The sequence below is a fragment of the Pelosinus sp. IPA-1 genome (genome assembly GCF_030269905.1).
Lineage (GTDB): Bacteria > Bacillota > Negativicutes > DSM-13327 > DSM-13327 > Pelosinus.
Genome location: NZ_BSVC01000002.1, coordinates 553,587 through 565,559, shown reverse-complemented (window position 1 = coordinate 565,559; position 11,973 = coordinate 553,587). Strand labels below are relative to the sequence as shown.

The 11,973-nt window shown below is 37.8% G+C and carries 11 protein-coding genes and 3 tRNA genes; 3 read left to right on the top strand and 11 right to left on the bottom strand.

Annotation, left to right across the window (positions count from 1 at the left end):
• Positions 1-71: 71 nt before the first annotated feature.
• The 3 genes from QSJ81_RS06390 to QSJ81_RS06380 all read right to left on the bottom strand — a co-directional run bounded on the left by QSJ81_RS06390 (position 72) and on the right by QSJ81_RS06380 (position 311).
• Positions 72-147, bottom strand: a tRNA-Val gene (locus tag QSJ81_RS06390).
• An 8-nt stretch (positions 148-155) separates the two neighbouring features.
• Positions 156-230, bottom strand: a tRNA-Glu gene (locus QSJ81_RS06385).
• Positions 231-235: 5 nt separating this feature from the next.
• A tRNA-Asn gene (locus tag QSJ81_RS06380) sits at positions 236-311 on the bottom strand.
• A 477-nt stretch (positions 312-788) separates the two neighbouring features.
• Here QSJ81_RS06380 and QSJ81_RS06375 point away from each other — a divergent pair.
• Complete coding sequence (locus QSJ81_RS06375) at positions 789-1,901, top strand: aminopeptidase (protein WP_285716581.1); 1,113 nt, start codon at positions 789-791, stop codon at positions 1,899-1,901.
• Between the two features lie 216 nt (positions 1,902-2,117).
• Here the strand turns inward: QSJ81_RS06375 and speE are convergent, their stop codons facing one another.
• From speE to dcuC, 3 genes are all read right to left on the bottom strand, one after another.
• Entirely contained in the window at positions 2,118-2,951 is an 834-nt protein-coding gene (gene speE / locus QSJ81_RS06370; RefSeq protein ID WP_285716580.1) for a polyamine aminopropyltransferase, read from the bottom strand.
• 497 nt (positions 2,952-3,448) lie between these two features.
• Complete coding sequence (locus tag QSJ81_RS06365; protein WP_285716579.1) at positions 3,449-3,724, bottom strand: hypothetical protein; 276 nt, start codon at positions 3,722-3,724, stop codon at positions 3,449-3,451.
• Between the two features lie 125 nt (positions 3,725-3,849).
• On the bottom strand, positions 3,850-5,217 hold the full coding sequence (gene dcuC, locus QSJ81_RS06360; RefSeq protein WP_285716578.1) for a C4-dicarboxylate transporter DcuC: 1,368 nt from the start codon (positions 5,215-5,217) through the stop codon (positions 3,850-3,852).
• A gap of 230 nt (positions 5,218-5,447) precedes the next feature.
• Here dcuC and QSJ81_RS06355 point away from each other — a divergent pair, with 230 nt between their 5' ends.
• Entirely contained in the window at positions 5,448-5,678 is a 231-nt protein-coding gene (locus QSJ81_RS06355) for a hypothetical protein (protein WP_038672260.1), read from the top strand.
• Positions 5,679-5,806: 128 nt separating this feature from the next.
• Here QSJ81_RS06355 and QSJ81_RS06350 read toward each other — a convergent pair whose 3' ends face one another.
• The 5 genes from QSJ81_RS06350 to QSJ81_RS06330 all read right to left on the bottom strand — a co-directional run bounded on the left by QSJ81_RS06350 (position 5,807) and on the right by QSJ81_RS06330 (position 11,218).
• Positions 5,807-6,265, bottom strand: a complete 459-nt coding sequence (locus QSJ81_RS06350; protein ID WP_285716577.1) for an 8-oxo-dGTP diphosphatase — start codon at positions 6,263-6,265, stop codon at positions 5,807-5,809.
• 260 nt (positions 6,266-6,525) lie between these two features.
• Positions 6,526-7,320: an HD domain-containing protein gene (locus tag QSJ81_RS06345; protein ID WP_285716576.1), complete on the bottom strand. Its 795-nt coding sequence runs from the start codon at positions 7,318-7,320 to the stop codon at positions 6,526-6,528.
• Between the two features lie 11 nt (positions 7,321-7,331).
• On the bottom strand, positions 7,332-7,652 hold the full coding sequence (locus tag QSJ81_RS06340; RefSeq protein ID WP_285716575.1) for a hypothetical protein: 321 nt from the start codon (positions 7,650-7,652) through the stop codon (positions 7,332-7,334).
• Between the two features lie 58 nt (positions 7,653-7,710).
• The gene (locus QSJ81_RS06335; protein WP_285716574.1) at positions 7,711-9,474 is read right to left on the bottom strand and encodes a helicase-associated domain-containing protein; all 1,764 of its coding nucleotides are present in this window, start codon (positions 9,472-9,474) and stop codon (positions 7,711-7,713) included.
• Positions 9,464-11,218, bottom strand: coding sequence for a DNA repair helicase XPB (locus tag QSJ81_RS06330; protein ID WP_285716573.1), 1,755 nt, complete (start codon positions 11,216-11,218; stop codon positions 9,464-9,466). Before QSJ81_RS06330 ends, QSJ81_RS06335 begins: the two co-directional genes overlap by 11 nt.
• Positions 11,219-11,452: 234 nt before the next feature.
• Here QSJ81_RS06330 and QSJ81_RS06325 point away from each other — a divergent pair, with 234 nt between their 5' ends.
• Positions 11,453-11,863 (top strand): hemerythrin domain-containing protein, encoded by a 411-nt coding sequence (locus tag QSJ81_RS06325; RefSeq protein ID WP_285716572.1) that lies wholly within the window; start codon positions 11,453-11,455, stop codon positions 11,861-11,863.
• Positions 11,864-11,973 lie beyond the last annotated feature (110 nt).

The following is an 11,973-nucleotide window of genomic DNA, read 5'->3' as shown; positions in this document are numbered from 1 at the left end:
ATCTGGCATCTTTCGAAATAAAAAAAGTGAGCATTAGAATAAAATCTAACACTCACTTATCAATTCTTGTTTGGTGGGCGATGACAGGATCGAACTGCCGACATCCTGCTTGTAAGGCAGGCGCTCTCCCAGCTGAGCTAATCGCCCGATTTGTTTGGTGACCCGTGGGGGAATCGAACCCCCGTTATCGCCGTGAAAGGGCGGTGTCTTAACCGCTTGACCAACGGGCCACATATGGCTCCTTGAGTAGGACTCGAACCTACGACCGATCGGTTAACAGCCGATTGCTCTACCAACTGAGCTATCAAGGAATGGTAACAACATTTATTATTATATAGCAGATTAACCATAAATGCAATAGGTTAATCTATTATTTTTTATTTTTTTCTTTAAGTTTTTCGGATATAATATAAAGAAGACTTGATTCAGATAGAGTTTTAACTCCCATCTGATCTTAGCCCTTCTTATCCAGGGACTTAGCCGCTCTTAACTCCCACTTATATAATTATATAAGTGAGCCTTGGATTCGAAAATCCTTAGAGCGAACTTACTTCGAGTTTTACAGACTGTTATCCTAACCAAAGGGCAGGATATTACAGGCTGTTAACGAGATAAGTGAGCCTTGGATTCCGAAAATCCTTAGAACGAACTTACTTCGAGTTTACAGACTGTTATCCGGACCAGAGGGCAGGATATTATAGGCTGTTAACGAGATGAAACTGGGAGTCTTAGAGCGGTTTAGTCATCGGATAAATAGTCATATACAATGCATACAGGAGGCGTTTTTATTGGATCCAAGAATACAGCAACTGGCAAAAAATCTTATTAACTATTCAACTCATCTACAAAAAGGTGAAAATATTCTAATTGAAATTTTTGATGATGCCCTACCTCTTGGAAAAGCACTCATTGAAGAAGCTTATAAAGTGGGCGCTAACCCCTTTCTTTCTTTAAAAAATAATAAACTCCAGCGCAGTCTTTTACTCCATTCTACAATTCCTCAATTAGAACAAATTGCAAAGTGGGAAACTGAGCGTATGGAACAAATGGATGCTTATATCGGCATTCGAGCTAATGAAAATAGTAGTGAATTCGCTGATATTCCCTCCGAACAATTGCAGCTTTATCAGCAATATTGGCTAAAACCAGTACATACTGACCTGCGTGTTCCTAAGACCAAATGGTGTGTACTGCGCTATCCAAACAATTCTATGGCTCAACTGGCAAACATGAGCAGCGAGGGTTTTGAAGAGTTTTATTTTAATGTTTGCAACCTAGATTATTCGAAAATGGACGATGCTATGACTCCTCTAGTCGATTTAATGCAAAAAACTGATAAGGTCCATATTATTGGTCCTGGTACAGACCTCTCTTTTTCGATTAAAGACATACCCGCTATAAAATGCTGCGGCCTGCGCAATATACCCGATGGAGAAGTATATACTGCTCCGGTCAAGAATTCTATCAATGGTCACTTAACCTATAATACACCTGCTGTTTACCAAGGTGTGACTTATGAAAACATTCACCTTGAGTTTGCAGATGGAAAAATTATTAAAGCTTCGGCAAATCATACGGAAAAAATCAATAAAATATTTGATACAGATGAGGGTGCCCGTTTTATCGGTGAATTCGCTCTGGGTGTCAACCCCCATATTAGCATCCCGATGAAAGATACCTTATTCGATGAAAAGATTAAAGGTAGTTTTCACTTTACTCCGGGCAATGCCTATAAAGGCGCTTTTAATGGTAATAAATCGGCAATCCATTGGGATTTAGTATGTATTCAAAACCCAGAACATGGTGGCGGAGAGATTTGGTTTGATGATGTTCTTATCCGCAAAGATGGAATTTTTGTTATACCCGAATTAAAGGGGCTCAACCCAGAAAACTTACTATAGTCAGTAATCATTTTGAATTCAGCAAATTTCTCCATACTATGAGAAATGTTGAGATATTTTTTAACCACAGAGACACAGAGAACACAGAGAAAAAATAGATAAGGGTATTAAGATATCCCTCAGCGTACTCTGCGTCTCTGTGGTTAAATCATACTTTCTCACACAATAAGGGAAAAGGAACAGCTATTTAAAGCCGTTCCTTTATTTTTCATACTACTATTTTAATAATTCTTGCACAAAATTAGGCAATACAAATGAACTCTTATGAATGTCTTTATTGTAATAACGAGTTTTTAGGGGTTGAATATTTCCTATATTTGCAGCAGTAGGATCATACTTTTTCGACCCCATAGTAAAGCAATGTAATCCACTTGGATACGTAGGAATGTTCGCTAAATATGTTTTTGTAATAGGGAATAATTGACCAATTTCCTTATGTAAATAAGTAATAAGTTCTTGATGATAAAAGGGGGATTCTGTCTGTTGTACAAATAAACCGTCCTCTTTCAATGCCTTATATACATTCTGGTAAAATTCAGGGGTGAATAAACCTTTACCAGGACCGATTGGGTCAGAACAATCCACAATAATAACATCATACTTATTTTCAGCATCTTTCATATGCCCAATCCCATCACCAATTTTAAGCTCAAGCTTAGGATCATGATTGATCAAAGCCTGGCTAATTTCCGGTAGGAATTTTTTGCAAACTTCTACTACCATGCCATCAATTTCAACCATTTCAGCCTTCTCTACTGCATCATGTCTGACAACTTCTCGAATCGTACCACCATCACCGCCACCAATAACTAATACCTTCTTCGGATTTGGATGGGTGAATAGGGGCACGTGGGCAATCATCTCGTGGTAGATAAATTCATCAGCAATTGTAGTTTGAAACACACCATCCAGCACCAACATACGGCCAAATTGATGGGTATCAACAACAGCCACATCTTGAAAATCAGATTTTCCCATAAACAGAGTTTCTTTTATTCGGGCTTGCAAGCCTAGATTCTTAGTTTGTGATTCAGTAAACCATAAGTTCATCTTTGTATTCCTCCTACTCTTTTTCATTATATTAACATTGAAGCCACACATAGTATCCTTATGACCCACCTTAGAGCCTTTGGATAAAGAAGACTTGATTCAGATGGAGTTTTAACTCCATCTGAATCTTAGTCGCACTTATCCAGGGACTTAGCCGCTCTTAACTCCCACTTATATAAGTGAGCCTTGGATTCGAAAATCCTTAGAGCGAACTTACTTCGAGTTTACAGACTGTTATCCGGACCAGAGGGCAGGATATTACAGGCTGTTAACGAGATGAAGATGGGAGTCTTAGAGCGGTTTAGTCATCGGATAAATGGGATTAAGGATTCAGAAAGAGTAAAGCGCTCCATCTAAATCCTTTTATAACTCATTTCGCTTTATATCTATAAAGATTTGCCCTATAACAGGCCCATTACTAGTTTTCTATACAATAATAAATTTTATCACAAAACAGGCCCGCAGAAAAGGTCTAATTCTTATCTTTACATTATATCCTAATTACTATTAGGCTTACCTGGTATATTCTCTTTTATTCTAATGCCTTCAACACCTGCCCCTTTTGGGCTATTCCAAATAGAGTTAATCGCATGAGTGGCATTTAATTGAGTCATTAACCAGATATAAGTATCACGCAATTGATTAACATCAAAATTGGTACCTTTTATGCCATTTAAAATCCACGCAGCTAACCAGACAAAAATAAACATTACGGTATAGATACCAATACACATATTGGGAAAATAAATAAATTGCCTAATGTTTTGCCACATTCTTTTTCCCCCTCCACCAGATAAATTGTTTTCGAAAAATTACTTACTACATGCTATTCAACAATAAAAAAAAGTCCTCCAGTTATCCCGTTGGATAAAACTGGAGGACTTTTCATTTTTCGCTACTATCTGTAGAAGTAAATGAAGGTAGCCGCTACGTTAACAATAAGCGCACCAATCATGGGAATGGACGTACGTTTTACCACATCAATTGGTGAAACGTTCGCGATACCCGAAACAACTACAATAACAGCAGTTATCGGTGACATACTACGAGCGATACTGGCAGCAAAATGCATTGGTAATAGCATTAACACAGGAGCAATGCCCATCTTAGCCGCTACCACAGGAGTTAAAGCTACAAAAGCAAAGAAAGGTGCATTACCTGAGCCCATTACCACGGAAGATACTGCAATAATAGATACCATTACAATAATCATACCAGCACCACCAAAGCCCGCCGTTTGTGCTGAGCTAATAATCGTTTCAATAGCACCAACTGATTTTAAACCTTGGGCAAAGGTTTCCCCAGCTACTACGAGAGTAACTACTGCCGCAAATTGAATACCCATACCATCAAAAAATACTTGCAAATCACTAAATACTTTTTTAATATCTCGCCTACGAATAAACTCAAAAATCATAGATACAAACAAACTGATAAACATAGCATTTACAATGTCCATCTTGATAGTCTTAAAACCAATATCACTGAAAGCTAAAATAAGCACTAAAGGTACAATCGGTAATAAAGCAAAAATTCCTGGCGGAAGGTCTTTATCATCTTGATCATTCATTAATTCCGCTTTTTCCACAACGTGGCCTTGCTTTTTATCGAACCATTGTTGTACAAAATAATGTAAAACGGCAACGACTACCATAACTGTCAACGCAACAGGAATTTGATATTGGGTCCAGTAAGTAGCAATATCCATACCAGCCGTGTTTGCTGAAAGTACGCTACCAGGATCTCCTGGGCTCCAATCTAAGCACAAGGTAGTACCAATAACAGCAGTTGCTGCTAATCGGCTCACACCAAGACGTACTAATACAGGAAACATGGTTACCATAAGTAACATCCCTAAACCAGAAGCACTATTAATAAACAAACCTAATACTTGACCAACTAAATAGCAAGCAGCCAACATAACATAAGGAGCATGAAGTTTCTGCAATGGTTTTATGGCAATTTTAACTAACGCTTTACTCGCGCCAATATGATCCATATAGCGAGCAAAACCACCCACTGCCATGATACTAAGACCAAGACCAGCAGCCCTGCCGCTTAAAGTCTTTTTAATAAATTCAAATAAATCAAACCATACTAACCCTGTACTATCCTTCACAGGTAAAATCGTTCCCAAACCAAAAATAACAGCACACGACATAAGAATAAGACCGCCAAAAACCAAAACAGCTTGCGTCTTGTACTGTTTCAAGATCATGTAGACAACCATTGATGTAACTATAATTGCTAAAACTATACCTAACATTATTGCGATTTCCTCCATACATATTTTTTTTACTACAAGGAGTCAAATACCTTATAGCAATGCATTTTTGCATACATTATACATATTTCGCGAAATATGTCTTTTTTCCTGCTAGTGTACATATAATTTCAAATAGTTTCATGTGCTCCTCAATGTTTTTTAGTTACTTTTCGCTCTGAATCATATATAATCAATTTACAAATCACTTTACAGAATTAATGAGGTTAAATATGAGTAGAATGACAGCAGCCCATTTAAAAGCAGGTATTATTTTCGGTGATAACAATACGGGAGAGTATGTTTATTTACCCGCTAGTGAAATCGGCATGGAGGATCCTTTATGTGTTATTGAAACTACGAAGGGGCAACAAGATATTACGCTGAAACAAGCATTGTTATTTGTCCTAAAGCTTAGTTTAAAGCCAGTATCTCACCCCCGTTTAGGCCGCAGTTCCTTTTAAAGCATCCTATACTATTATTACATTACTTCAAATAAGCCTTAGGCGTTCTTACTTGGAATCAAGAAAGTGTTATACCTCTGATTCCGTAAAAAGCTTCTACCATGCGCTAGCGCATGGTAGAAGCTTTTTTAAATAATCTCTACGGTATGTACATCCTCATTATTATCGGCAAATACTACCTTACCCTTGATTTTATTGCCTGCTAGTACCTGAGGTAACCAATGTATATCATCTTGCCACATTTTGTCATACGGAATTTCAGAGATTGAAAACCATTGGGGTTTCATCTCTTCTGTTTCAACCGGTTCCCCCTGCCAAGTATGAGCGAGGAAAATATGCACATCATGCCGCAGTTCGGGATTAGCAGGAAAGATAAAATCTATGAAACCGACATTCTCTAGCTGTTCTTTTTTTACTTGGACACCACTTTCTTCTTCTAGCTCACGCGCAGCTCCCTCTAATACGGTTTCATTGCTCTTAATCTTACCACCAAAACCATTATATTTTCCTTGGCCAAAACCAGTTTTCTTCATTCCTAACAAAATATCTTGCCCTTTTACTAAAAAACATAAGGTCGTTGAATACATCCTTTTCCTTCTTTCCATTATTAGTTCAATTATCCGATGGCTAAACCGCTCTAAGACTCCCATCTTCATCTCGTTAAGAACGGCTAAATCCCTGGATAAGTGCGACTAAGATTCAGATGGAGTTAAAACTCCATCTGAATCAAGTCTTCTTTATCTAAATAAAAAACAGCTGCCCTTCATGAAGACAGTTGCCTATAAACTCTAAGTGTAAATCCGGTAAAAGTTCTTCATTATATGATTGATAAATACCTTAAACATCCCTAATCATTCATATTATTACCCATAACATTAAGATTTGTATACTCCCTTAAACATTGATATACTGAATAAACCTCTTGCGTATCAGGAAGCATAGCAATCAATTTTTCTAAGTAGCCTTGCTTTAATACAACGGAAAAAGAATATGGAAAGTAAAGATCATACAACCAGGACAAGCGAAAGAGCAATAAGTCATTCTCCGTTTTAATATCTGGATATTCTACCAACCGCCCCTGTAAAATATCTTCAATTACTTTTTCAGAATACAACAAAACATTTTCAAACTCTGTTGCTTGAGGAATTTTATTCTTATCATCCTTCGTTACTAGCATAGCAAAAATATCAAGTTTATCTGCGTCGCGAATAATCTTAGCTGGCATACTATATTTTTCTATCTCTTCCGATGGTAGGTTACGCCGATTATGATAAAGTACTGCCCTTTCCACAATTTCCTGCTGCGTACCGCTTAACCCTGAAGATTTTAATATATTAGATTGCTGTATGATTTCCACTCCCAATTGGGCATGGTTAATAGATAAAGCATCATTAAATGTCCTATAAGTCTGATACTGCTTAAATCGCCCAAGATCATGGAACAAGGCTGCTATCTTGATTAAATCTAGCTGTTCTGGAGTACATTCAAGCCATTCGCCAATCCTAGCAGCATTCTCTAAGACTCTTAAGGTATGTTCTTCCTTTAAGCGAACATGAAATTGCAGCTGCTCATCTGCCGAATAAAACCCTTGTACGTACTGATGAAACCAATCTTTTAGAAATACAAAAGCACATTCCTTCATAGAACCTCCGGTTATCTCAGCTTTTTCTTCTCTGCTTTACTAGGAACTCCTGTGAGAATAATTTGTTTATCTTGACTTGTAACCTTAATATCAAAATCTACAATACCTTCTCGGTATAAGGCTAGTTTTAACTCTAGTAACGCTTTTCCTACTTTCTCCTGTAACTCTGGAGTAAAAAATTCACTAGCATAGGCTGGACTGGATTTTTTTGCTACTTTCATAGGCTGTGAAGTGGAGATTTCATCCTCAAAATTTTCATTTTCAAATGTAATATTCTCTTTATAGTTACCAATCATTGCTGTGTCACTTAAATTTTTAGGTATTTTTGCCATCTAAATTCACCCTATCATTTTTTATTTACTTACCATTATATCACAAATGGCAGCTTTTTTAGCCCTTTCCTGCCGTTAACCAGGTATATAAACGTTCTCCAGAAACCACCCCAGGTCTAGGAACCCAATTTTTCTTTTCCAGCCATTTACGAATAATTCCTTCTCCTTCAGGTCTTATCAGCAAAGTTTGCGGACCAACTAAACCAATGACCCATTTAGAGAATTTACTTTGCGCAAGAATTTCAGTTGCCATTTCAGGATTGTCACAAGCTAAAATCATTGCTCTAGAAAACAGCGTTCGATCGTAAGCAGCAACCCACTGCTGTAAATTATATAATACATTTTCAGCAGGCAAAACCTTACTATGATCCTGTATTAAAGCAAATAAGTCGCTAATAGATGCTCCCCCTTTTAGGGCACGAAGCACACTATTGCGAGTGAAAGCACCTTGGTAAACATAGTCTTGTATTTGCGTCTCACCAAATACAGATAACATCCATAATAAGTAGGGCTGTGTACTTCTCGGCACAAAAAAAGTAAGATCCGGCTGAACAATCAACTGCTGTTCTAGTTCTGCAGGTAATACCTTGCGCCACTTATCAAATAAGGCCAAAAAGGTGATATCTAGCTCTTTAGAAAATGTATCAATTTTTATTAACTGATTTATAGCTTTGCCTGCATCCTTTTCTTCTGCTAGCCATTCTGCTGTAGAAAGGCCAAGTGGTGTTAGCCGCCAAAAATTTCTTGGCATCTGTTCTTCCTTACGCCACCCAGTTGGCAATTCAGCAGTGGTCTTTTCAAACAGGCCTAAGTACATCATAGGCTCTAACACAGTGGACTCTAACCATTCTTCACTGCTAAAAGGGTCTCTGTCGGAAAACAATACCGTCGATTCTGCTACAATGCTTTCCATCATTAAGGAGGCTCCTGTTCGCCAACATCCCTCCACTTGTGCCGCGTATTTAAATAAGCTGGCAACAAAGGGTAAGCTCCCCCCTTTATGGTAATTAATCCGAGTCATTTGCCAACTCAATATGGCTAATAAACGGTGAGAGGCAGAAGAAAAAACAAAGTCATCCCATTTCTCCACATTAAGCTGATAATAACAATGTTCTCCCTTATCAACGACTAACTGTAAGGCTTGAATTTCCTGTAACCCGCCCAAAAGCATACGCATTGTACTGGTGTATAAATTTTCATCAGCGGCTTCTTCCCAGTTGTTTGATACCATTTCACTTAGCCGAGACATTAAACGCCTAAGAGTTGATTTTGCGATGAATTTTTTAACCGTAAGTTTTGGTTTTTCTACGTAGATAAAAGCAGCCATTTCAATCAAATCAGCTAAATATTGTCCGCCACTGAATGTTGCTGAATGACTGGAAGGTAACTCCGCCTCTAAAAAATAATAGAACGCTGACATTTTATCTAATGTCTTTTTAATCTCAGGTAAAACGAGGAGTGTTTGAAGCTTTTCCCCCTCTAATAGCCACCCCTGCTTTAGCAAATTACCAACAAGGGTATCCACCTTTTTCATCGAAAAATCGGTAAACTTTTCGTAGATTTGTTGAATTGGAACTGGTATGCCCGCTGAATCACACAAAAAGTCTACTATACTTTGCTCTTCTTCATTAAGTGCTTGGTAAACACCTGCAAAGCGAGGAATATGAAAGATTGCTTCACGAAGCAATCTGGGAACGTCACCAACCCAACCACTGACATCAAATAACCAGCACATTTTATTTAATGCAGTCTTATCCAAGGCATAGATCTTTTCTAAAGTATATTTTTCGTCCACTTCCAAAGGCAGTCTTTTATTTAGCAACGCGATCCATTCCTTCCATTGGCAATGTCTCATCAAAATCTAAAATTTGATATTGATATCCTTGCTCCGTTAAAAACAATTGGCGATGATGGGCAAACTCTTGTTCCCGAGAATCCTTCGAAACTACACTATAGAAGTAAGCCGCTCTACCATCTTGTTTTGGTCGTAAGATTCTACCTAAACGCTGTGCTTCCTCTTGGCGAGAGCCAAAAGCCCCGGAAACCTGTATGCCTACTGCTGCATCTGGCAGGTCAATCGCAAAATTAGCTACTTTTGATACAACTAATACGGGGATAGTTCGACTACGAAACTGCTGATACAAGGAATCTCTTTTTGCCGTTGGCATTTTGCCAGTAATTAAGGGAAAGTTAAAATGTTCGGCAATGGTTTCTAATTGTTGAATATATTGACCTATGATTAAGATACCTTCACCGGCATGTTTATGTAAAATATATTGTATAGCCTTTATTTTATCTGGATTTTCTGCTTCTAGCCGATACGCCGTTCGCTCTGGCACTTGGGCACATTCCATACGCAGAGAAAAATCCATAGGTACACGCACTTCGGTACAAATTGCCGTTGCAATCCAACCAGCACTCTCCATTTCAATCCAAGGTACATCCAATTTTTTTGGTCCTATCAATGTAAATACATCTGCTTCCTTACCGTCTTCTCGCACTAAAGTTGCTGTCAAACCTAACCTTCGCTTGGCTTGTAACTCAGCTGTAACTTGAAATACAGGTGCGGGCAGCGTATGTACTTCATCATAGATAACTAAACCCCAAGCACGAGCGTTAAAAATCTCAAAATGAGGAAAAGGGCCGTTCTTAACTGGGCGATATGTTACCATTTGATAGGTAGTAACAGTGACTGGACAAATATCTTTTTTATCACCGGAATATTCCCCTACCAATTCAGGGGATAAATCCGTTTTCTCAATAATTTCTCGTATCCATTGGTGCACTGCACTTGTTGATGTTGTTAATATTAGGGTGTTCATACCGATTTGTGCCATAGCGCCAATGCCAATTACGGTTTTACCTGCACCACAAGGTAAAACTAATACTCCCGAACCACCAGACTCTCGGCCCCCATCGTAAAAAAGATCAATCGCCTGTCGTTGATAATCCCTCAGAGAAAATTCACGTCCATTGATATCCTCGCTTCTCAGTTCAACTGGCAGTTTTTCACCATCCACATAACCAGCCAAATCTTCCACAGGATAGCCAATTTTCACCAATAATTGTTTAATGATTCCCCTTTTTCCTGCTGGTAAAACCAAAGTACATTCATCTAATTTCCCTAAAAAGATTGCCTTCGTTTCTTTATGTCCAGCAATGGCCAGTATAGTTGGGATATCTTTGGAGTAAAGGTAGAGAACTTCTCCCGGTGCAGCCGGTTTATCCAAATCCGCCTCTACTACATTGGGAGGATAGGCCATTAATTTTACTAGGCCATAACGCCCCATATATCCTTTAATATCTCGACATACATTATTAGGTAAAGGGAATTTTACATACTCTAATAAAAACGCAAGTACTTCCTCTGCAGTTTGCCCTGTTGCAGCTGCGTTCCATAAAGATAAAGGTGTAATACGGTATGTATGAATATGTTCAGGACTTTTCTCTAAATCTGCAAAAAGAGATAGTCCACTGCGCACTATTTCAAAATCAGCATGATATGCTTCTAATAAGACAGAAAAGTCCCCCTGAACAATAATTGGATTTGCAGGATTATATACCACATTTACCTCCTAAAATTGTACCTGATTCGCTATCTTCCATTCGAGTCCAATGTTCACTTCAATTGTACGACTGTTAAAAGAATTCGTCAAAAAAATATACTTACTTTTGAATCATTTATAGCAACTTCTTAAATACAGTTATTGTGACTAGAATCACAGTAACTATGTATCCTATATTATATACTAAATTCATCAAGAATAAGAAAAAATTATTCACTTTGGGGGTTTTATACTATGGATACGACTAATTTAGAAAGACAGCACCAAGATTTCCTTGATCTAATAAAAAAAATAGCTATACATAGGTCTGAAGAGCAAGTAAAAAACAATGCTGCTACTATCTCACTTTTACTTAGCCAGTTGTCTGGAAAACTGAAAGTTCATTCAATCAGTGAAGATAAATTCTTATACCCTGCTTTAATGTACCACAAAGACCCTAAAGTCAAAGCTACTAGCCAAACATTTTATGCAGAAATGGGTGGCTTAGCAACATCATTTGATGTTTTTAAAACCAATTTTGCCACTTCCAATAAAATTACTGCAAACCCGAGAGAATTTCTTGCCGAATCGCAAAAAATTTTCACGGCTTTTAAAAAACGAATTGATCGCGAAAATCATGATTTGTATCCTTTAGTTTCTATTTAAGCTAAGTAAAACTAAATAGTAAACAGGCTTTGCTTTTTTAAAAAGCAAAGCCTGTTATTTTTTTACGGAATCAGAAAATATAACACTTTCTTGATTCCAAGTAAGAACGA

What these genes read in the sequence shown, in the direction of transcription:
- speE (WP_285716580.1), bottom strand. Translation starts at nt 2,951, where the DNA reads ATGAACTTATGGTTTACTGAATCACAAACTAAGAATCTAGGCTTGCAA.
- QSJ81_RS06365 (WP_285716579.1), bottom strand. Translation starts at nt 3,724, where the DNA reads ATGTGGCAAAACATTAGGCAATTTATTTATTTTCCCAATATGTGTATT.
- dcuC (WP_285716578.1), bottom strand. Translation starts at nt 5,217, where the DNA reads ATGTTAGGTATAGTTTTAGCAATTATAGTTACATCAATGGTTGTCTAC.
- QSJ81_RS06355 (WP_038672260.1), top strand. Translation starts at nt 5,448, where the DNA reads ATGAGTAGAATGACAGCAGCCCATTTAAAAGCAGGTATTATTTTCGGT.
- QSJ81_RS06350 (WP_285716577.1), bottom strand. Translation starts at nt 6,265, where the DNA reads ATGTATTCAACGACCTTATGTTTTTTAGTAAAAGGGCAAGATATTTTG.
- QSJ81_RS06345 (WP_285716576.1), bottom strand. Translation starts at nt 7,320, where the DNA reads ATGAAGGAATGTGCTTTTGTATTTCTAAAAGATTGGTTTCATCAGTAC.
- QSJ81_RS06340 (WP_285716575.1), bottom strand. Translation starts at nt 7,652, where the DNA reads ATGGCAAAAATACCTAAAAATTTAAGTGACACAGCAATGATTGGTAAC.
- QSJ81_RS06325 (WP_285716572.1), top strand. Translation starts at nt 11,453, where the DNA reads ATGGATACGACTAATTTAGAAAGACAGCACCAAGATTTCCTTGATCTA.